The organism is Bisgaardia hudsonensis (assembly GCF_004345785.1).
GTDB lineage: Bacteria > Pseudomonadota > Gammaproteobacteria > Enterobacterales > Pasteurellaceae > Bisgaardia > Bisgaardia hudsonensis.
In genome coordinates this window covers 176,416-198,719 of the sequence record NZ_SLXI01000001.1, presented here as the reverse complement: position 1 = coordinate 198,719, position 22,304 = coordinate 176,416, and the positions used below count along the sequence as shown (strand labels likewise).

Genomic DNA, 22,304 nt, shown 5'->3' with positions numbered 1-22,304 from the left:
AACTCCTTATTACATACTTCAGTCACAATTAAAACTAAGATAAACTCGCAACCATAACAGCTTTAATAGTATGCATACGATTTTCGGCTTGTTCAAAAGCAATATTCATAGGGGACTCAAATACATCTTCGGTTACTTCAATACCATTAGCTAATGCAGGATATTTTTCAGCTATTTGACGTCCAAGTTTAGTTTCACTATTATGGAAAGCAGGTAAACAATGCATAAATTTAACTTTTGGATTACCAGTACCTCTCATTAATTCAGGTGTAACTTGGTAAGGTAATAATAATTCAATACGTTCACCCCAAGTTTCAAGTGGCTCACCCATAGAAACCCAAACATCAGTATGAACATAGTCAACATCTTTTATGGCTAAATTAATATCATCAGTAACAGTAATTCTTGCCCCACTTTCTTTTGCAAATTTTTCACACATTGTTACTAACTCTGCATCAGGTAGTAAAGATTTAGGGCCACAAATACGTACATCCATACCCAATTTAGCACCAATTAGTAATAAAGAATTTCCCATATTATTGCGAGCATCACCAATATAAACATATTTTATTTCGCTTAGTGGTTTGTCACAAAATTCGATCATTGTTAAAACATCGGCCAACATTTGAGTAGGATGGAACTCATCCGTTAAACCGTTAAATACAGGAACACCTGCATATTCTGCCAGCTCATTTACAATAGATTGTTTAAAACCTCGATACTCAATCGCATCATACATACGTCCTAAGACACGAGCAGTATCTTTCATACTTTCTTTATGACCAATTTGGGATGAGTTAGGATCGATATAAGTCACTCTAGCTCCTTGATCATAAGCTGCTACTTCAAAAGCACATCTTGTTCTTGTTGATGTCTTCTCAAAAATTAATGCAATATTCTTACCTTTTAGGACAGGTTGCTCCGTTCCTGCATATTTTGCCCGTTTCAAATCTCGAGAAAGATCAAGTAAATACTTAATTTCACGCTCTGAGTGATTAACTAAACTTAATAAATGTCTATTTTTAAGATTAAAAGCCATAATATTTCTCCTTCATAGTAAGATTAAATTAACAACTATTTTATTGAGTCACTACTCTATAAAACCGATGATTATATAAAATTTCTTATTTGAAATTTGGTTACTTATCTCAATAATAAATGTAAAAATTTAACGAAAAATTTCAAAAAAATAAAAAAATTAGAACGCAATACCAACTATCTATATGGACATTATTTAATATAAAAAAATGGTGCAATATAAATTGCACCATCATAAACTAAAAAACTATCCACCAGATAATTTAACTAAAAACCCTTTATCTTCGAGTAATCTTTTCAAAAGATCACGTTTATCGCCCTGAATTTCAATAGTTCCATTTTTAACCGCACCACCGCATCCACAACGTTTTTTTAATTCCGCTGTAATTTTTTTCAATTCATGATCAGATACATCAAGACCTGTAATAACAGAAACGCCACTTCCTTTACGTCCACTAGTTTGGCGTTGAATTCTTACAATGCCATCCCCTTTAGGACGAACATCTAATAATTTATTTTCTTTAATACGCCCTAATTCTGTAGAATAAACTAAAGTACTTTCAGACATAATTAGCCTTCAATAGATGCATTAATTTTGCTTAAAATCTCTGCAGGATTTTCTGCTTGTGTAATAGGACGACCAATCACTAAATAATCAGAGCCAGATTGAATAGCTGCAGATGGCGTCATCACTCGACGTTGATCGCCAAAATCAGCACCAATTGGACGAATACCTGGAGTAATTAATTTAAAATCTTTTCCACAGTTAGTACGCAAAATTTCAACTTCCTGAGGAGAACATACAACACCATCTAATCCTGCTCTTTGAGTTAAATTAGCTAAACGAATAACTTGCTCCATCGGTGAGGCATTAATTCCGATTTGTAACAAATCAAGATCTTCCATACTTGTCAATACAGTTACACCAATTAATAGAGGTGCATCTTTCCCATAAGGCTCGAGAATCTTCTTGGCTTCTTCCATCATGCGTAAACCACCACTAGCATGTAGATCAACCATCCAAACACCAAGATCAGCAGCCGAACGAACCGCCCTTGCCACAGTATTTGGAATATCATGGAACTTAAGATCTAAAAAAACATCAAAACTACGATCATGTAGCTGTTTAACAAAGCTAGTTCCTAGCGTAGTAAACATTTCTTTGCCCACTTTTAATCGACATAAACTAGGATCGATCTGATCAACTAATGCAAGAGCTTCTGCTTCTCTCTCATAATCTAATGCAACAATAACTTTACTGCTCATATTTTCCTTCCTTAACTATGTTCAATTCCCAAAACAGGCTTTACCGTTTCCCATTGCCGACAAGAGGGGCAACACCATATTAAATGATGCGTTTGATAGCCACAATTAGTACAACGGTAACTAAATTCTTTTTTAATTCTATCGCCAACCATATCATATAGTAGAATCAAGCTATCCTTTCCTTTTCCATCTTCTAAACTTTCAATTTGATATTTAATAAAACGATGAAAAAGTAAAGTACTAGGATTATTATGCAATTTCTGATAAATCTGTGTTTGTGCTGCGGTAATCCCATATTTTTCTTCTATAAGATCGGCAAGGGCTAAATCAACCATACTATTACACTGTTTTTGGCTAGCTCTAATTAAAAATAATTCAAAATTATCTAACTGATTTAATTCATGATAAGCATATTTTAAAGTTACCAAAACCTCGCCAACATAAGCTTGATCTTGATCTAAAACATTTTCTAAAAAACTAATTGCACCTTGATAATCTAATTGCAGCATATAATGTTCTGCTAATAACATTGACGCTCTTACACAACTAGGATTCGCCTTTAAAGCTGATTTTAAAATATCAAGAGGATTATCTTTATCCTCCGATTTCAAATTTATTGCTAATTCACAATAGTAGTGCGCTAGATCAATACCATTCTTTTGGGGAGATATTTTAGCTAATTTCTCAGCTACATTAACGGCTTTTTTCCATTCCTTTGTTTTTTGATAAACAATAGAGAGCTGTTGTAAGGCATTTTCTGCAAACTCAGGTTCATCAACTAACATAATGTTAATATTCTCAACTCGATCATAAAATCCAACAGCCATAAAATCTTTTGCTAATTGTTGCTTAGCTAATAATTTTTGTTCAAAGCTATAATTAGGATTCTTATCTAATGCCTGATGGATACGTAATGCACGATCCACCTCTCCCCTAGAGCGAAATAAATTACCCAAAGTCAACTCTGCTTCAAATTGTGATCCAGTTTCTATATTATTCTCTTGTTCTTGTTTCTGTAAAATATTCAAAAACAAATCAACCGCTTTTTCTGGCTGATTCGATAATAATAAGTTTACCCCTACAACATAATCACGTGATAACTTATTACTTATCTCTTCCTGACTTTTTTTAGCACTACGAAACCCCATATACCAACCATAAGCGGCGGCAATAGGTAGAAGCAGGAAGAGCAATTCAATCATTCTTGCTTAGCCTTTGCAATATCAGTATTTAATTCACTAATCAATTTTCCCTGACGTTTAATTTGTCTATTAAGTGAAATATTTTTTAATTTTAATTTTAAATAAAAAAATGCACTAATTAACCAGCCTAAAATTAATCCTAATCCAAATAAAATAGCAACCAATGTTGAAAGCTGTAATTCACTTTGTGCGACAATGTAGTTAAATGAAATAACTTGATCATTATTAGCACCAACAGTTACGGCAACTAAAACTACCGCAAGTAAAATAATAAACACAAAAATAAATTTGATCATTCTAATTCTCCTTAATAAATTAACCTTTCACATTATGCCAAAAAAACACAAAAAAAACGACACTTAACGTGTCGTTATATTGCTAGATTATATTATGATTTAACATCAATACGCTCTTTTAATTCTTTACCTGCTTTAAAGTGAGGCACAGATTTAAAATCTAATTTCACTTTCTCACCTGTTTTAGGATTTCTCCCTACTCTAGGCTGGCGATAATGAAGAGAGAAACTGCCAAATCCACGAACCTCAATACGATTGCCATCTTCCAAAGTACTAGACATATGTTCTAATATCTCTTTTACAATATTTTCTACATCTTTAGCTGAAATATTTGGATTTTTAATTGCTAATCTTTCAATAAGTTCTGACTTTGTCATAATATCTCCTAACTTTATTATTTCAAATTAGCCTGAAAATATATCAGGCTAATTTTTTAAGGGAATCTTAATTATTCGCCTTTAGCTGCTTTAAATGCTTCAGCCATCGCATTTGGAATAGCAACTTCTTCTTGCTTGTTATTCACATTTGCCATTGCTGTTGCTTCTTCAGCTTGATCTTTAGCACGTACAGATAAATGAACAATACGAGCTTTGCGATCCACTCCAGTATATTTTGCTTCAACAACATCACCAGCATTCACTTCAGAGGTTAAATCAGCAGCACGAATGTAACCTTCAACACCGCCTTCTAACTCAACTTTAGCGCCTTTGTTATCTGCTTCTACAACTTTAGCACTTAAAACCGCACCTTTCTTGTTTGTCGCAACAAAGTTATTAAATGGATCTTCTTCAAGTTGTTTAATACCTAAAGAAATACGTTCTTTTGCTGAATCAACTTGTAACACAACGGCTTCAACTTCATCACCTTTCTTGTAATTGCGAACAGCTTCTTCACCTGAAACATTCCAAGAAATATCTGATAAGTGAACTAAACCATCAATTCCACCTTCTAATCCAATAAAGATACCAAAGTCAGTAATTGATTTAATTTTACCTACAACTTTATCATTTTTGTTATGTGTATCAGCAAATTGTAACCATGGGTTAGGCTTACATTGTTTTAAACCTAAAGAAATACGACGACGTTCTTCATCAATTTCTAATACCATTACTTCAACTTCATCACCTAAACTCACTACTTTAGATGGATGAATATTTTTGTTTGTCCAATCCATTTCAGAAACGTGAACTAAACCTTCAACACCTTCTAAAATTTCAACGAAACAACCATAATCAGTTAAGTTAGTTACTTTACCGCTTAATTTACTATTTACTGGATGATTTTGAGCAATTTCAACCCAAGGATCTTGACCTAATTGTTTTAATCCTAAAGATACACGAGTACGATCTTTATCAAATTTTAATACTTTAACAGCAATTTCATCACCAACATTTACGATTTCACTTGGATGTTTAACGCGTTTCCAAGCCATATCAGTAATATGTAATAAACCATCAACACCGCCTAAATCAACGAATGCACCGTAGTCAGTTAAATTCTTAACGATACCTTTAACTTCAGCACCTTCAGCTAAACTTTCAAGCACTTGTTCACGTTCTTGACTATTTTCTGATTCAATAACAGCACGACGAGAAACAACAACGTTATTGCGTTTTTGATCAAGTTTAATTACTTTAAATTCTAACTCTTTACCTTCCAAGTGCAAGGTATCACGTACAGGACGAGTATCCACTAATGAACCAGGTAAGAATGCACGAACACCATTTAACTCAACTGTGAAACCACCTTTCACTTTACCGTTAATTAAACCAACAACTGTTGCTTGTTCTTCGTATGCTTTTTCTAATTCAATCCAAGACTCATGACGAACCGCTTTTTCACGAGAAAGTTTAGTTTCACCGAAACCATCTTCAACCGCATCTAAAGCGACATTAACGATATCGCCAACACTTACTTCTAATTCACCTTGTGCATTTTGGAATTCTTCAGCGGGAATACGTGCTTCTGATTTTAAACCAGCATCCACATAAACGAAGCCTTTTTCGATAGCAACAACAGTACCGTTAACGATAGAACCTAAACGGGTTTCAAGGTCTTTTAATGATTCTTCAAATAGTTGAGCAAAAGATTCAGTCATATTAATTTCAATTTCTTCATATAATAACGTCCACTTCATATCCTTAGAAAGTGGGGTTGATAATAAATGTTCATTCAATCCCTGAATAAACAGAATACAATTCTCTAATTATAGCCTAATATCAAGTCGTTTCTCAATATAATTCAACGCTTTTAAAATCACAGCATCAATACTTAATGTTGTACTATCAAGTAACAACGCATCTTCCGCTGGTTTTAAGGGAGCAACAGCACGATTTCTATCTCTAAAATCACGCTCTTTTATCTCGGCTAAAATCTGCTCAAAGTTACCATTAATTCCTTTATTTTGCAACTGATTAAAACGTCTTTTTGCTCTTTCTTCTGCGCTAGCATCTAAAAATAATTTAACTTGAGCATTTGGGAATACTACTGTTCCCATATCTCGACCATCCGCAATTAGTCCTTTATCTGTTGAGAAATCTTGTTGTAACTGTAAAAGTGCAGTTCTTACTTTAGAAAATACTGCCACTTTTGAGGCTGCTTCAGCTACTTCTTGAGTACGAATTTGACGACTGACATCATTACCTTCCAAAATAATATTCACTTCACCATTCGTAGGTTCAAAATGAATATCAAGATGACGAGCAAGCTTCTCCAACTCATCTTCATTATCTAAAGCAATATTTCTATTTAATGCGGCTAATGCAGTTACTCGATAAATAGCGCCACTATCTAACAACGTAAATCCTAATTTTTCTGCTAAGGCATAACATAATGTCCCTTTCCCCGCACCACTAGGTCCATCAACCGTAATTACAATATTACTCATCACATTTCCCCCTAAAAAATAGTATGATTTCATCTCTTAACTTATCTAACATTTCATAACGTCGGCGATACATGGAACGTTTTTTACTAGCAATATCATCTAAAGATTTATATTCAATCGCTAAAGGAAGAACCCAATAATCTTGTGTATTTAAAATGGCTTTATTCTCTTTCCAAAACTCATCATAATTAAATAATAATTTAGCATGATCATTCCAACGATATTTAGCTTGATATTTATGCTTTATGCCGAACAACTCACAATCCAAACAATGCGCTATCATTTGGAAAGCATAAACTAACATAAACATTGGTCTTATACCATGTAGCTGTTTAGTTGTATCTTTTACTAATCCTTGAGCATCTAATTTATTTGGACCTTGTACAGAAGTAATTAAAATCGAATAAGGCTGAATAAAAATAAAAGATGCATCATAAATACTTTCATTATTTTGATTTTTTATATTTATAGAAAAAAAACCTTCAAATGGATCAATTTGATTAATATTCAAATATAAACTTAGCGTATCCGTTAACTTTCCAATTAAAAGAGAGTCTTCATCAAATAAACGTTGAATAAGCGATTTCCCTAAAATACGTTCAGCTAGTGATAAGTTTGACAAGATCCCTTGTAAACGCTGTTTCTTATTGAAACGTTTATCACAAAATTTTTCCAATAACGTGTTACAACGATAAAGGTTTTGATAAAACAATGGTTGCCAGAATGGATTCTGATTTAAATAATCTTCAAATTGAAGACATTCAGAATAACACCATCTTCTATATAACTGAAAACGCAAAAAAGAACGTACTCTTTTTAAAAAACGTTTATCATAAGGTATTAGTTGTTTATAACTAGGAAATAAGAATTTATCATTCATAAATGAAACCAGAATAAAAACAGCCCAAAATATAACCGCACTTAAATGAAGTGCGGTTAAAATTTAATAATTTATTCAATTATTTTTTATCTAACTGTGGAAGCATAGAATCCTTTCCTACAGTCAATAAACCAGAATTAGTATAAATACCAAGTTTAGCACGCGTATCCACAATATCTAAATTACGCATCGTTAATTGACCAATACGATCGATTGGATCAAATGGTGCATTTTCTACTTTTTCCATACTTAAACGTTCGGCTTCGTAAGTAAGATTAGGTGATTCTGTATTTAAAATTGAGTAATCGTTACCACGACGTAACTCTAAAGTTACTTCACCTGTTACCGCTCTTGCAACCCAACGTTGCGATGTTTCACGTAACATTAATGCTTGAGGATCAAACCAACGACCTTGATATAATAAACGCCCTAAACGCAAGCCATTAATACGATATTGCTCAATCGTATCTTCATTATGAATACCAGTTACTAAACGTTCATAAGCAATATGTAGTAATGCCATTCCTGGTGCTTCATAAATACCACGACTTTTAGCTTCAATAATACGATTTTCAATTTGATCAGACATGCCTAAGCCATGACGACCACCGATACGATTTGCTTCAAGAATTAATTCCACTAAATCACTAAAGGTTTTTCCATTTAATGCAACTGGCACACCTTCTTCAAAACGAACGGTAACTTCTTCCGCTTTGATATCAATATCTTCTTTCCAGAATGGCACACCCATAATAGGATTTACAATACGAATACCTGTATTTAAAAACTCTAAATCTTTTGCTTCGTGCGTTGCACCTAACATATTTGAATCTGTTGAATAGGCTTTTTCCACGGACATTTTGTAGTTAAATCCATTGGCAATTAAGAATTCAGACATCTCATGACGGCCGCCTAATTCTTCAATAAATTGATCGTCTAACCAAGGTTTATAGATTTTTAAATTTGGATTAGTTAATAAACCATAACGATAAAAACGTTCAATATCATTACCTTTGAATGTACTACCATCTCCCCAAATATTCACATCATCTTCACGCATCGCAGAAACTAACATCGTTCCTGTTACAGCACGACCAATAGGCGTCGTATTAAAGTAAGTTACTCCACCAGTTGAAATATGAAAAGCATTACATTGAATAGCTGCAATTCCTTCATGCGCCAATTGTGTTCGGCAGTCAATTAAACGCGCATTTTCGGCACCATATTCCATTGCTTTTTTAGGAATAGCATTATAATCATCTTCATCAGGTTGACCCAAATTAGCTGTATAAGCATAAGGCACCGCTCCTTTTTGACGCATCCAAAGTAGTGCTGCACTCGTATCTAAGCCACCAGAAAAAGCAATACCTACTTTTTCACCAGTAGGCAGATGTTGTAAAATTGTATTTGACATATAGAATAACCCTTTCTTTTTTAATGAATATTTTATAAAAAAACAAAAAAATCTGGTTATTCTATTCTAAATTTAAGATATTGTCTAGTAGGGTGCAATAAAATTAGGTAGCATTAAATAAGGATCTGGGTATTGATAAACAAAACCTAATTCTTGACATATCTTATCTCCCAAAATAATTCTTTGAGGATCAGCTTTAGCACACGAAAAACTCGCCGGTTTAATGTCTAATTGCTTTGCCACAAATTGATAATAATCAGCTTTAGTTGGATGTTGTGGTGCAACTAAATGATATATGGCACGACAACTTGGCGCCTCTAATAATAGCTGAATAGCTCTTGCACAATCATCAACATGGACAAGATTAACCGGAGAGTTGCCTTGAGAAATATTTTCTCTCCCAGCAAGACTATAAGCAGGATGACGATCATCGCCAATCAATCCACCTAAACGAATCACATCACAATCTACATTAGGAAGTGATAATAACCAGTTTTCGATTTCTAATAAAGTTTTTCCGATGTCCGTATCAGGCTCAATAAACATTTCTTCATCAAAAAAACCAGATTGATTGGGAAAAACTGATGTTGAACTAAGAAATATAATATGTTCTATACCATATAATAATGCTTCATTAACCAAATTTTTAATGCTTTGAACATAACTACTAAGATTAAAAAGATATTGATTAGGTGGAATAGTAATAACTAAAGCATCAGCGGATAACAACTCAGACAGATCATCTGGATCTACATTTAAATCAGGGGTTAACTCAAGATAATAGGTTTCAAAACGTAATAAACGCATACTCTCTACCCCGTCATAAGTTGATTTCGACCCTTTTACGTGCCAACCTAAATGTCGTAAATACAACCCTAAAGGGACACCTAGCCAGCCCAATCCCACTATCGAAACAGATTTCATATCGCGCTCCTAAAAATATCTTTTTACATAGCATAAACCCCACTAAAATATCTAGTGGGGTTTAAAATTACTCAAGACGCAAATTATCTATTTTGTTCAATAAAATTTGCAAGCTGATTTTTTGGTAACGCACCAATTTGCGTGGCAACTGCTTTACCTTCTTTAAAGAAAAGTAAAGTAGGAATACTGCGGACACCAAATTTAACAGGTGTTTCTTGGTTATCATCAATATTCATTTTCACAATTTTAACTTTATCACCATACTCAGCTGCTAAATCTTCCAAAATAGGTCCAATCATTTTACAAGGCCCACACCAAGGCGCCCAAAAATCTAATAAAACAGGTACATCTGATCTTAAAACATCAGCTTCGAAACTCGCATCGGTAGTATGTAATACTTCACTCATAATTATTTCCTTTTATTGTCAACTAGTAAAACTTCAACGCTATTATAATAAGGGGGATTTTTTAAAATTCAAGGGGATAAACACTTACGGTCTATTTTTATTTTGCCAATTCTTAACATACCAATCTACTGTTTTTTGTAATCCTGATTCAAAACTTTCCTTTGGTCTCCAAGATAACTCATTAAAAATTTTACTTGCATCAACAGAATAACGTATATCATGGCCCAGTCTATCTGCAATATAAGTAATCAAATCTTCATATTTTTTAACCGCTCTTTTCTTAGTCGGAACTAGTTCCTCTAAATACTCACAAATTAGTTTAACTATTTCAATATTATATTTTTCATTATTTGAGCCTATATTATAAGCTTCCCCAACTTTTCCTTTCGTAACAACTTCATACAGCGCACTAACATGATCATCAACAAATAACCAATCTCGAATCTGCATACCGTTACCATAAATAGGTAAAGATTTACCTTCCAAAGCATTTAAAATCATTTTAGGAATCAATTTTTCCTTATGCTGAAAAGGTCCATAATTATTTGAACTATGTGTAATAATAACGGGAAGTCCATAAGTTCTAAACCAAGCTCTTACTAAATGATCACTTGATGCTTTTGTTGCGGAATAGGGACTACTTGGTACATAAGGAGATGATTCAGTAAAAGGGGGATCAGAATAGCCTAAGTCCCCATAAACTTCGTCAGTAGAAACATGATGAAAACGAAATAATGGTTTTCTATAATTGTCTAACTTACTCCAATACTCTCGAGAAACTTCCAACAAATGATAAGTACCAATAATATTGGTTTGAATAAATTGATCCGCATTAGAGATAGAATTATCTACATGACTCTCAGCAGCCAAATGTATAACCACATCTGGTTTATATTGATCAAAAATATGAATTAACTTGGATTTATCACAAATATCAACTTGTTCAAAAAAATAACGTGAATTATGTTTTACACTATCTAAAGATTGTAAATTACTAGCATAAGTTAACTTATCAACATTGATAACTGAATCTTGAGCATGATTAATTATATAACGAATAAGGGCAGAACCTATAAATCCAGCTCCTCCTGTAATTAATATTTTCATACTCTCCCGTAATTTTAACTAAATACAACAATAGATGTTATTATAACATTTAAAATTATATAAAACTCTATTTACTCTAAATAGAATTGCCCTTATTCTTACTATTTTTCTTATTTTCTCCTTCATCATAAATGATGAATGATGAATGATGAATGATGATGCTTATGATATATCGATTCTATAAAATCTCCTCTTTTCCATTTAAAGAATATACTAGCCTACTTAACAAACTAAATAACAAACTAGAAAGTCTAATTATATTCTTCTTAAATCAAGCATTCTAGAAGAGATAATTTTTATCAACAAAACCCTATAAGAGAATTAGCAATTTCATTACTTAATTGAACAAAATAAAAACCATAACTATTATTAATTAGATTTATAAGAAAATTCTTTATATATATATAATAAAAATGTATAATTCATGCGTTTTTTTGATTATTTAATAAATACAGAGGATTTAATGTCTAAAGAAGATTGTATTGAAATGCAAGGGACTATTTTAGATACGTTACCTAATACGATGTTTCGTGTTGAGCTAGAAAATGGACACGTTGTTACTGCACATATTTCAGGAAAAATGCGTAAAAACTATATCCGTATTTTGACAGGTGATAAAGTAACTGTCGAAATGACACCTTATGATTTAAGTAAAGGACGTATTATTTTCCGTAGTCGCTAATATAAATTTAGTCTAGTTATAAGCATATAAAAAAGCACTAGTTTTGATGAGCAATCAAACTAGTGTTTTTTTATTAATGATTACAATGAGCTAGAGGTTATCGCAAAAATGCTGGAATTTTACTTTCATATTCAGCAATTTTTGCTTCATGTTGTAAAGTCAATCCAATATTATCTAATCCGTTTAACAAACAATGGCGTCTAAAGCTATCAATATCAAAATGATAAGTTTTGTTATTTGCTGATACCGTTTGCTCTTCTAAATCTACAGTAATCGTTGCCCCATCATTATTTTTGACATAATCAAATAACTCATTAACTTCTTCATCAGTTAAACGAATAGGTAATAATTGATTATTCAAGCTGTTACCATAGAAAATATCCGCAAAACTTGGGGCAATAATTACTCTAATTCCATAATCTGCCAATGCCCAAGGAGCGTGTTCTCTAGAAGAACCACAACCAAAATTTTCTCTTGCAAGTAGGATACTTGCACCTTGATAACGAGGATAATTGAGTACAAAATCGGGATTTATCTGCTTTCCTTCGTCATCAAGAAAACGCCATTCGTGAAATAGATGTACTCCAAATCCCGTTTTAGTAACTTTTTGTAAAAATTGTTTAGGAATAATCGCATCAGTATCCACATTGGATAAATCAAGTGGTACGGCTAATCCTGTATGCTGTTTAAATTCTTTTGCCATTTTTCATTCCTTATAATAATTCAATATGTCGAATATCAACAAACTTTCCAAAAACGGCAGCTGCGGCAGCCATCGCTGGACTGACTAAATGGGTACGCCCGCCTCGACCTTGACGCCCTTCAAAGTTTCGATTACTGGTTGAAGCACAACGTTCACCAGTTGCTAATTTATCGTTATTCATTGCCAAACACATTGAACAACCTGGTTGACGCCATTCAAACCCTGCCTCAATAAAAATTTTATCTAAACCTTCATTTTCAGCCTGTGCTTTCACTAACCCCGATCCTGGTACGACTAATGCTTGTACATTATTTGCAACTTTACGCCCTTTAGCAACAGCTGCCGCCGCACGTAAATCTTCAATTCGAGAATTAGTACAAGATCCGATAAATACTTTATCAATCGTAACATCAGTTAATTTGATACTGTGGTTTAATCCCATATATGCAAGGGCTTTTTCAGCTGATTGACGCTCAATAAGATCTGCCATTTCAGCTGGATTTGGAATAACTTGATCAATACTAATCACTTGTCCAGGATTTGTCCCCCATGTTACCTGTGGTTTAATATCGCTTGCTTCTAATGTAACTACAGTATCAAATTCAGCCTCCTCATCAGTTTTTAAGGTTTTCCAGTAAGCGACTGCCTCATCCCAATATTTTCCTTTGGGAGCTGATGGTAATGTTTTTAAGTAATTAAATGTCGTTTCATCAGGTGCAATTAACCCTGATTTTGCCCCTAATTCAATCGCCATATTACAAACAGTCATTCGCCCTTCCATAGACAAATCACGAATGGCTTCACCACAGAATTCAACCACATGCCCTGTTCCACCAGCCATTGTTGTTTTACCAATAATCGCTAATACTATATCCTTAGCGGTAATTCCTTTTGCTACTTTACCTTTCACTTCAATTTTCATTTTTTTAGCGCGAGTTTGTTTGATCGTTTGAGTCGCTAAAACATGTTCAACCTCAGAGGTACCTATTCCAAAAGCTAATGCACCAAATGCACCATGCGTAGCGGTATGGGAATCGCCACACACAATGGTCATTCCAGGTAAAGTTAATCCTTGTTCTGGTCCCATTACATGCACAATACCTTGATTAATATGATTAATATCATATAAGGTGATATCAAATGCTTTGCTATTTTTATCTAGCTCCACCATTTGTAAACGCCCCATTTCGCCAGAACCAGATAATTCTCGACTATCGGTAGGGACATTATGATCCATTGTTGCTACTGTTTTAGTTGGTTGACGAACAGTTCTTCCCATCACTCTTAATCCATCAAATGCTTGTGGTGAAGTAACTTCATGCACTAAGTGGCGATCAATATATAATAAAGGCGTTTCGCCTTCTTGCTCATGTACAATATGTGCATCAAATAATTTTTCGTAAAGTGTCTTTTTCATATTTTTCTCGTTACTGGTATTTTCTATAATTTTGCACTTAATTAAGTGCGGTCATTTTTTCGTTTGTTTTTATTCACAATCGACTAAATAGATTGAGCAATAAGATCGCCCATTTCCGATGTCGAAATTGGCTTATTATCATCAACAAGATCTGCCGTTCGATAACCATTTTCTAAGACTTTTTTGACCGCACTTTCAATAGCATCAGCAGCTTCATTTAAATTAAAACTATGACGCAACATCATTGCTGCAGAAAGGATTTGTGCAATTGGATTAGCAATACCTTTTCCTGCAATATCAGGTGCCGATCCCCCTGCTGGTTCATATAATCCAAATCCTTGTTCATTTAAACTTGCTGAAGGTAACATTCCCATTGAGCCAGTAATCATTGCACATTCATCTGAAATGATGTCACCAAATATATTTGAGCAAAGTAATACATCAAAAAAGTCGGGCTGCTTAATTAATTGCATAGTGGCATTGTCAATATAAATATGATCCAGTGTTACTTCTGGATATTGTTTTGCTACCTCAATAACCGTTTCCCGCCATAAAACAGAACTGATTAAAACATTTGCTTTATCAACAGAGGTAACGTGCTTTTTACGTTTCATTGCTGTTTCAAACGCTACTTTTGCAATACGCTCAATTTCATAGCGATGATAAATTTCCGTATCATAAGCTTTTTCATCCTTTCCTTCACCTTCACGTCCTTTAGGTTGCCCAAAATATATGCCGCCAGTTAATTCTCGTACTGTTACCATATCAAATCCTCTCATAGCGATATCGGATCGTAAAGGGCAAAATTTTTCTAATCCTTTGTAAAGTGTTGCTGGTCGTAAATTTGAAAATAAAGCAAATTTCTTGCGTAATGGTAATAATGCACCACGTTCTGGTTGTTGTGCTGGCGGTAAGTTTTCCCATTTTGGTCCACCAACAGAACCAAACAAAATTGCATCACTTTCTTCACAACCTTTTATGGTTTCATCTGGAAGAGGCGTACCATAACGATCAATAGCAATACCACCGACATCAAAAGTGCGGTAATTTAACTTAAAGTTATATTTTTGTTGTACCACATCTAGCACTTTTATAGCTTCCGCCATAATCTCTGGACCTATGCCATCACCACTTAATACCGCTATATTATATGTTTTCATTTCTTTCTCCATTTAGTCTAATTTGCCACTTTACTTGATTTAATATCGGCAACTTGTTGTGAGCGATAAATAGCATTAATCGCATGAATTAATGCACGAGCAGAGGCTTCAACAATATCTGTAGCTAAACCAACCCCGTGAAAACGGCGACCACTATGTTCTACGACAATATCCACCTGTCCCAAAGCTTCGGCGCCTTCACCTTTTGCGGTCAAATTATAATTAAGCATCACTAAATCAATTTGAGTAATTTTTAGAATAGCATTAAATACCGCATCAACAGGTCCGTTTCCACCATTAGACACTTCACTATATTTTTTACCATCTAGTTCAACCTGAACAAAAGCTGACGCGGGTAAATGGCTCATCATTTGGGAGGTAATCACATCTAAATGTAAACGATCTTCATCACCTTGTTGCATATCAATAAAGGCTAATGCCTCTAAATCATAATCAAATACTTGACCTTTTTTATCCGCTAAAGTTAAAAATGCAGTATAAAGTTTATCTAAATCATACTCACTTTCTTGATAGCCCATCGCTTCCATATGATTTTTAACCGCTGCACGACCTGATCTTGCGGTTAAATTTAATTTTTCTTTTTTCAAACCAATACTTTCAGGGGACAAAATTTCATAAGTATTTTTATTTTTAACCATACCGTCTTGATGAATCCCAGAAGAATGTGCAAACGCATTCGATCCCACAATGGCTTTATTTGGTTGAATTGGCATATTACAAAGCTGGCTTACCATTTGACTGACTCGATGAATTTCTTTTGTGTTAATTCTCGTATCAATAGCAAATAAATCTTGGCGAGTCTTGATTGCCATCACCACTTCTTCCAAAGCCGTATTACCCGCTCGCTCACCGATACCATTAATAGTACACTCAATTTGTCTTGCTCCATTTTGAATCGCTGTTAATGAGTTTGCCGTAGCCATACCTAAATCATTATGGCAATGTACAGAAACTATTGCTTTATCAATATTCGGCACTCTATTCATCACATTTGCAATAATGTTGCCATATTCCATTGGTAAACAATAACCAACGGTATCTGGAATATTAACCGTTGTTGCACCAGCTTTGATTGCCGCTTCAACTACACGGCAAATATTATCAACACCAGTTCTTCCTGCATCTTCACAAGAAAATTCAACATCATCGGTATAACGTCTGGCACGTTTAACTGCATTAATCGCCATATCCACCACATCATCAAATGTCTTTTTTAATTTTGCTTCCACATGCAATGCTGAAGTGGCAATAAAAGTATGAATACGGAAAGCTTCTGCGACACGTAGTGCTTCTGCAGCTACATCAATGTCTTTATCTATCGCTCGAGATAAACCACAAACCCGACTATTTTTTATATGTTTTGCAATTGTTTGTACTGACTCAAAATCACCTCGAGAGGAAACCGGAAAGCCCACTTCCATAACATCTACCCCTAAACGTTCCAAAGCAAATGCAATTTGCAATTTTTCTTTAACCGTTAAACTTGCTTTTAACGCCTGCTCGCCATCTCTCAATGTTGTATCAAAAATAATTACTTGATCTGTTCTCATAACGATAATCCTTCCAAATTGATTTTATTATTTGCTTAAAAATACGAGCTATAAATATAAAAAAACCCGCATTTTTATGCGGGTCTTGGTTTAAATTCTTTTACATTTTACTGTTTTTTATTCACAACCAATCCGCATAAAGAATATGCAAGAATGAGATTGAGTAATAAAGAAACAAAATTAAACATAAAATAAAAATCCATAAATTAACAAACAACTTCATCATACTGATTACATATAATCTGTCAAATGAATTTTTTAGATTTTTATATAAATTAAAAGTACAAAAACAAACAAAAATAAGGATAAAAAACTACAAAAATCAATAAAGTCAGAATATACAATCTAAAAGTAATAAAATTAGATATTTTTTATACCAAAATTCTAGATTATCTTACGTTAAAATATAAGCAAAAAATAATTTGCGATAAATCAATAAAACACCTTAGTTACAACTAAATGGGTATAGTTTTTTATCAACAATAATTACATCATTCAAAAAGATTATGATAGAATACACCAATCAAAAATAGATAAAATTAGCCATTATGTTTAATAACCTATTACAAATTGAACAGCTTTCTTGTCAACGAGGAGATAAACGCCTTTTTAGTGATTTATCACTAACTTGGCAATCGGGCGATTTTGTGCAAATTAAAGGGCATAACGGCATAGGAAAAACCAGTTTATTACGCATTTTAGTGGGGCTTGCACAGCCACTAAAAGGAGAAGTGCGGTGGAATAATCTTGAAATTACGAAAAATCGTGAAGAATATTATCAACACTTACTCTATTTAGGGCATTATTCGGGTATAAAACCAGAACTAACTGCTTGGGAAAATTTACAGTTTTATCAAAAGATAAGCCATTGCAAACAAGGTGATGATATTCTATGGGATAGCTTAGCAAAAGTTGGTTTAATTGGTAAGGAAGATATTGTCGCAAGTCAACTATCTGCGGGTCAGCAAAAACGTATTGCTTTAGCTCGATTATGGCTGACAAAAGTTCCCCTTTGGATATTAGATGAACCCTTTAACGCTATTGATAAAAATGGTGTAGCGGAATTAACCGCACTTTTTGAAAAACAAACACAAGCGGGTGGAATTGTGATCTTAACAAGCCATCAAGAAGTACCGAGCCAATTATTAAAATCAGTACAATTAGAAAACTTTCAGTATTTGGGTGACGAACAATGATATTTACTCAAATAATTAAACGAGAATTGCAAATTGCAATGCGTAAAAAAGCGGAAATCTTAAACCCTTTATGGTTTTTTTTAATTATTTTAACTTTATTTCCGTTGGTTGTTGGTCCTGATCCAAAATTATTAGCGAAAATAGCTCCCGGCATTGCTTGGGTCGCAGCGTTACTTTCTGCCTTACTCTCTTTTGAACGTTTGTTTAGGGATGACTTTGCAGACGGTTCATTGGAACAATTAGTTTTATTAAACCAGCCATTAGTATTAACTGCTTTAGCAAAAGTCATTGCTCATTGGCTATTAACTGGATTGCCTCTGATTTTATTATCACCTATTGCCGCACTACTACTTTCTTTAGATATACATATTTGGTGGGCATTAGTATTAACCTTGTTAATCGGCACACCGATTTTAAGCTGTATCGGCGCTATTGGCGTTGCATTAACTGTTGGATTACGCAAAGGCGGCGTATTACTAAGTTTACTTGTATTACCTTTGTTTATTCCCGTTTTAATATTTTCAGCATCAATTTTAGATGCAGCAACATTACATTTTCCCTATAATGGACAGCTGGCTATTTTAGGGGCTTTTTTAGCTGTAGCAATAACTTTATCGCCTTTTGCCATTGCTGCAGCATTAAGAATTAGTTTGGATCAATAAGAAGGATAAAAAATAATGTGGAAATGGTTACACCCTTATGCAAAACCAGAAACTCAGTATCATTTATGCGGTAAATTTATTCCGTTCTTTGCTGTTATTACTATTATTTTATTAGGTATTGGCGTTGTTTGGGGATTAGCTTATGCGCCAGCGGATTATCAACAAGGTAATAGTTTCCGTATTATGTACATACACGTACCAACAGCGATATGGTCAATGGGTATTTATGGTTCAATGGCAATTGCGGCCATCGTGGCTTTAGTGTGGCAAATTAGACAAGCACATATTGCAATGGTGGCGATGGCACCTATTGGTGCGGTATTCACTTTTCTCGCCCTAGTTACAGGTGCAGTTTGGGGGAAACCAATGTGGGGAACTTGGTGGGTTTGGGATGCCAGATTAACAGCAGAATTAATCTTATTTTTCCTATATTTAGGTGTAATGGCTCTTTATACAGCATTTCAAGATAGAAACATTGGGGCAAAAGCAGCTGGAATTTTATGTATTGTTGGCGTTATCAATCTACCAATTATTCATTTTTCTGTAGAATGGTGGAATACCTTACATCAAGGAGCAAGTATCACAAAATTTGAAAAGCCATCAATTGCAACGCCAATGCTTATTCCTTTAATTTTATGTATTTTTGGTTTTATGACTTTATATATTTGGTTTAGTTTAGTTCGTTACCGTGTTGCACTATTGAAAGAAGAAAATAAACGCCCTTGGGTAAGATCCTTAGTGAAATAACCGCATTTTAATTTTTATATATTTTATTGTTGAGGAAAGATATGTTTTTTGAAACTTGGAGTGATTTTTTTAATATGGGTGGCTATGGCTTCTATGTCTGGCTTTCTTATGGTATTTCTTTTATTGCGATTGTTATATTAGGCTTGGAGAGTGTTTACAGTAAAAAAGCCCTATTCCAAGAAATTAAAAGAGAAAAACAACGTGAATTACGCCAAAATACCACATCAAGAGGTCGCTATGAATCCTAGACGTAAATCAAGATTATCAATTATTCTATTTATCCTACTTGGTGTCACTATCGCTACGGGATTAGTGTTATATGCTTTACGCCAAAATATTGACTTGTTTTATACCCCATCAGAGATTATTTATGGGAAAAATGATGACGCCAGCACTAAACCAGAAGTAGGACAACGTATTCGTGTCGGTGGAATGGTCGTAACAGGAACAGTTCATCGTGATGAAAAAAGCCTCAAAGTTAAATTTGATCTAAATGACATAGGACCTGCTATTACCGTTGAATATGAAGGCATTCTTCCTGATTTATTTAGAGAAGGTCAAGGTATTGTGGCACAAGGTGTACTAATTCAACCGACTGTATTACAAGCGACAGAAGTTCTTGCTAAACACGATGAAAATTATGTACCACCAGAACTTAGTGATCAAATGCAAAAAGTACATAAACCAATGGGAATCGCCGATCTACAAGGGGAAAGTGAAAAAGATCGTCAAAGTAAAGAGATGGATATGAAAAAAGAAGGTTACAAATGATTGCTGAATTAGGTAATTATGCATTAGCACTTGGTTTAGCTATTTCAATATTCCAAGCGATTTTACCGCTATGGGGAGCAGAAAAAGGCAACACTCAATTAATGTCTTTCGCTCGCCCAATGACTTATGCTCTATTTGTCAGTTTAACATTTGCATTTGGTGCGTTATTTTATTTATTTGCAACCAATGATTTCTCTGTTCAATATGTAGTAAATAATTCTAATACCAATTTACCCATTGAATATCGTCTCTCTGCAGTTTGGGGATCTCACGAAGGGTCGTTATTACTTTGGATTTGGCTATTAACTTTTTGGGGAGCGACTGTTGCATTATTTAGTAAGCAGCTCCCTGAAGAAGCCATTGCTCGTGTATTAGGTATTATGGGCATTATTACCATAGGCTTCCTCGTCTTTATCTTATTTACATCCAATCCATTTGATAGAACATTTCCTGATTTTCCAGTAGATGGTAGAGAACTCAATCCTTTATTACAAGATGTTGGATTAATTTTTCATCCTCCACTCCTTTATATGGGATATGTTGGCTTTTCTGTTGCATTTTGTTTTGCTATTGCCTCATTAATGACGGGTAAACTTGATACAGCTTGGGCAAGATGGTCAAGACCTTGGACAATGGCAGCTTGGATTTTCTTAACATTAGGTATTGTTCTTGGTTCTTGGTGGGCTTACTACGAACTCGGTTGGGGTGGATGGTGGTTCTGGGATCCCGTTGAAAATGCCTCATTAATGCCTTGGTTAGCTGGCACTGGACTATTGCATTCACTTGCAGTAACCGAAAAACGTAGTTCCTTTAAAGCTTGGACAGTCTTATTGGCTATTTTGGCATTTTCACTCTGCTTACTAGGCACATTCTTAGTTCGTTCAGGAATTTTAGTTTCCGTACACGCTTTTGCATCTGATCCTACTCGTGGACTCTATATATTAATTTATTTAATTATTGTCATTGGTGGCTCACTAACGTTATATGCTTATAAAGGTAATCAAATTCGTTCTAAAAACAATGCGGAAACCGTTTCTAGAGAAACTGGATTATTATTAAATAATGTTTTGTTGATGGCTGCACTAGCGGTTGTTTTTCTTGGCACATTGTTACCACTAATTCACAAACAACTTGGACTAGGCTCTATTTCTGTTGGTGCACCATTCTTTAATCAAATGTTTTTGTATTTAATGATTCCTTTTGCACTTTTACTTGGCATTGGACCATTAATAAAATGGCGTAGAGATCAGCTATCTGCTATTCGCTTACCAGCAATAATTAGTCTAATCATTATGCTAGTAGCAGGCTTTGCTTTACCTTATTTCTTACAAGATAAAATTACGGTTACGGCGACTATCGGTACGATGATGTCCGTATTTATCGTAATACTTTCCCTTTATGAACTTCACGCAAGAGCAACACATCGTCATCCTTTTTTCGTAGGAATAAGCAAACTTTCTCGTTCTCATTGGGGAATGATTCTTGCACATTTAGGGGTAGCGATGACAGTTTGGGGCATCGCTTTTAGTCAAAATTATAGCGTTGAACGTGATGTAAGAATGTCTGTCGGTGATACAGTAAATATTGCTGATTATGATTTTAAATTCCAAGGTATTTCAGACGCAAATGGTGCTAATTATCAAGGCGGAAAAGCACAAATTGATATTTATAAAAATGGTAAATTTGAAACTACGCTTTACGCTGAAAAACGTTTTTATACAGTAAGTAAAATGTCGATGACTGAAGCCGCTATTGATTGGGGATTTAGTCGTGATCTTTATGTCGCTTTAGGGGAAAGTTTAGGTAATAATGCTTGGGCATTACGTTTATATTATAAACCATTTATTCGCTGGATTTGGATAGGGGGCTTGTTTATGGTATTAGGTGGATTACTTTGTATTTTTGATCGCCGCTATCGCTTTTCCAAACTGTTAAAAAAATATAATTAAACGCTCAGTCCTTGTAAATAAACAG

At 34.2% G+C, this 22,304-nt stretch carries 24 protein-coding genes; 7 read left to right on the top strand and 17 right to left on the bottom strand.

Annotation, left to right across the window (positions count from 1 at the left end; translation table 11 throughout):
- Positions 1–34: 34 nt before the first annotated feature.
- From EV697_RS01000 to rfbB, 13 genes are all read right to left on the bottom strand, one after another.
- Positions 35–1,039 carry an ornithine carbamoyltransferase gene (locus tag EV697_RS01000; protein WP_132021652.1) on the bottom strand — a complete coding sequence of 335 codons (1,005 nt, stop codon included), beginning with the start codon at positions 1,037–1,039 and terminating at the stop codon, positions 35–37.
- Positions 1,040–1,285: 246 nt separating this feature from the next.
- Complete coding sequence (yciH, locus tag EV697_RS00995) at positions 1,286–1,606, bottom strand: stress response translation initiation inhibitor YciH (protein WP_132021650.1); 321 nt, start codon at positions 1,604–1,606, stop codon at positions 1,286–1,288.
- Positions 1,607–1,608: 2 nt separating this feature from the next.
- Positions 1,609–2,304, bottom strand: a complete 696-nt coding sequence (gene pyrF / locus EV697_RS00990; protein WP_132021648.1) for an orotidine-5'-phosphate decarboxylase — start codon at positions 2,302–2,304, stop codon at positions 1,609–1,611.
- Positions 2,305–2,315: 11 nt separating this feature from the next.
- Positions 2,316–3,506: a lipopolysaccharide assembly protein LapB gene (gene lapB, locus EV697_RS00985; RefSeq protein ID WP_132021646.1), complete on the bottom strand. Its 1,191-nt coding sequence runs from the start codon at positions 3,504–3,506 to the stop codon at positions 2,316–2,318.
- Entirely contained in the window at positions 3,503–3,802 is a 300-nt protein-coding gene (locus EV697_RS00980; RefSeq protein WP_132021644.1) for a LapA family protein, read from the bottom strand. Before EV697_RS00980 ends, lapB begins: the two co-directional genes overlap by 4 nt.
- A 92-nt stretch (positions 3,803–3,894) precedes the next feature.
- Positions 3,895–4,179 carry an integration host factor subunit beta gene (locus EV697_RS00975; protein WP_132021642.1) on the bottom strand — a complete coding sequence of 95 codons (285 nt, stop codon included), beginning with the start codon at positions 4,177–4,179 and terminating at the stop codon, positions 3,895–3,897.
- A gap of 71 nt (positions 4,180–4,250) precedes the next feature.
- Positions 4,251–5,900 carry a 30S ribosomal protein S1 gene (rpsA, locus tag EV697_RS00970; RefSeq protein ID WP_132022279.1) on the bottom strand — a complete coding sequence of 550 codons (1,650 nt, stop codon included), beginning with the start codon at positions 5,898–5,900 and terminating at the stop codon, positions 4,251–4,253.
- Between the two features lie 108 nt (positions 5,901–6,008).
- Complete coding sequence (cmk, locus tag EV697_RS00965) at positions 6,009–6,689, bottom strand: (d)CMP kinase (RefSeq protein WP_132021640.1); 681 nt, start codon at positions 6,687–6,689, stop codon at positions 6,009–6,011.
- On the bottom strand, positions 6,682–7,569 hold the full coding sequence (locus EV697_RS00960; RefSeq protein WP_132021638.1) for a VirK/YbjX family protein: 888 nt from the start codon (positions 7,567–7,569) through the stop codon (positions 6,682–6,684). Before EV697_RS00960 ends, cmk begins: the two co-directional genes overlap by 8 nt.
- Before the next feature lie 79 nt (positions 7,570–7,648).
- Positions 7,649–8,983 carry an argininosuccinate synthase gene (argG, locus tag EV697_RS00955; RefSeq protein ID WP_132021636.1) on the bottom strand — a complete coding sequence of 445 codons (1,335 nt, stop codon included), beginning with the start codon at positions 8,981–8,983 and terminating at the stop codon, positions 7,649–7,651.
- A gap of 84 nt (positions 8,984–9,067) precedes the next feature.
- Positions 9,068–9,907 (bottom strand): SDR family oxidoreductase, encoded by an 840-nt coding sequence (locus EV697_RS00950; RefSeq protein WP_132021634.1) that lies wholly within the window; start codon positions 9,905–9,907, stop codon positions 9,068–9,070.
- 83 nt (positions 9,908–9,990) lie between these two features.
- Positions 9,991–10,314: a thioredoxin gene (gene trxA, locus EV697_RS00945; protein WP_132021632.1), complete on the bottom strand. Its 324-nt coding sequence runs from the start codon at positions 10,312–10,314 to the stop codon at positions 9,991–9,993.
- A gap of 84 nt (positions 10,315–10,398) precedes the next feature.
- Positions 10,399–11,421, bottom strand: a complete 1,023-nt coding sequence (rfbB, locus tag EV697_RS00940) for a dTDP-glucose 4,6-dehydratase (RefSeq protein WP_132021630.1) — start codon at positions 11,419–11,421, stop codon at positions 10,399–10,401.
- Positions 11,422–11,884: 463 nt separating this feature from the next.
- On the opposite strand from rfbB, the gene infA reads away from it, so the two are divergent.
- On the top strand, positions 11,885–12,103 hold the full coding sequence (gene infA, locus EV697_RS00935; protein WP_132021628.1) for a translation initiation factor IF-1: 219 nt from the start codon (positions 11,885–11,887) through the stop codon (positions 12,101–12,103).
- 97 nt (positions 12,104–12,200) lie between these two features.
- Here the strand turns inward: infA and leuD are convergent, their stop codons facing one another.
- The 4 genes from leuD to leuA all read right to left on the bottom strand — a co-directional run bounded on the left by leuD (position 12,201) and on the right by leuA (position 16,954).
- Positions 12,201–12,806 (bottom strand): 3-isopropylmalate dehydratase small subunit, encoded by a 606-nt coding sequence (gene leuD / locus EV697_RS00930; RefSeq protein ID WP_132021626.1) that lies wholly within the window; start codon positions 12,804–12,806, stop codon positions 12,201–12,203.
- 10 nt (positions 12,807–12,816) lie between these two features.
- A complete protein-coding gene (leuC, locus tag EV697_RS00925) occupies positions 12,817–14,223 on the bottom strand; it encodes a 3-isopropylmalate dehydratase large subunit (RefSeq protein WP_132021624.1) in 1,407 nt (468 codons plus the stop codon).
- 83 nt (positions 14,224–14,306) lie between these two features.
- Positions 14,307–15,383, bottom strand: a complete 1,077-nt coding sequence (gene leuB / locus EV697_RS00920; protein WP_132021622.1) for a 3-isopropylmalate dehydrogenase — start codon at positions 15,381–15,383, stop codon at positions 14,307–14,309.
- 17 nt (positions 15,384–15,400) lie between these two features.
- The gene (leuA, locus tag EV697_RS00915; RefSeq protein WP_132021620.1) at positions 15,401–16,954 is read right to left on the bottom strand and encodes a 2-isopropylmalate synthase; all 1,554 of its coding nucleotides are present in this window, start codon (positions 16,952–16,954) and stop codon (positions 15,401–15,403) included.
- Positions 16,955–17,502: 548 nt separating this feature from the next.
- Here leuA and ccmA point away from each other — a divergent pair.
- From ccmA to EV697_RS00885, 6 genes are read left to right on the top strand one after another with little or no spacing between them, the layout of a single operon-like run.
- Entirely contained in the window at positions 17,503–18,150 is a 648-nt protein-coding gene (gene ccmA / locus EV697_RS00910; RefSeq protein WP_132021618.1) for a cytochrome c biogenesis heme-transporting ATPase CcmA, read from the top strand.
- Positions 18,147–18,812, top strand: a complete 666-nt coding sequence (gene ccmB / locus EV697_RS00905) for a heme exporter protein CcmB (protein ID WP_132021617.1) — start codon at positions 18,147–18,149, stop codon at positions 18,810–18,812. Before ccmA ends, ccmB begins: the two co-directional genes overlap by 4 nt.
- 15 nt (positions 18,813–18,827) lie before the next feature.
- The gene (locus tag EV697_RS00900) at positions 18,828–19,559 is read left to right on the top strand and encodes a heme ABC transporter permease (protein ID WP_132021615.1); all 732 of its coding nucleotides are present in this window, start codon (positions 18,828–18,830) and stop codon (positions 19,557–19,559) included.
- Between the two features lie 41 nt (positions 19,560–19,600).
- Positions 19,601–19,807 (top strand): heme exporter protein CcmD, encoded by a 207-nt coding sequence (ccmD, locus tag EV697_RS00895; protein WP_132021613.1) that lies wholly within the window; start codon positions 19,601–19,603, stop codon positions 19,805–19,807.
- Positions 19,797–20,330, top strand: a complete 534-nt coding sequence (gene ccmE / locus EV697_RS00890; protein WP_132021611.1) for a cytochrome c maturation protein CcmE — start codon at positions 19,797–19,799, stop codon at positions 20,328–20,330. The genes ccmD and ccmE overlap by 11 nt, the downstream gene beginning before the upstream one ends.
- Positions 20,327–22,279 carry a heme lyase CcmF/NrfE family subunit gene (locus EV697_RS00885; protein WP_132021609.1) on the top strand — a complete coding sequence of 651 codons (1,953 nt, stop codon included), beginning with the start codon at positions 20,327–20,329 and terminating at the stop codon, positions 22,277–22,279. The genes ccmE and EV697_RS00885 overlap by 4 nt, the downstream gene beginning before the upstream one ends.
- Positions 22,280–22,304 lie beyond the last annotated feature (25 nt).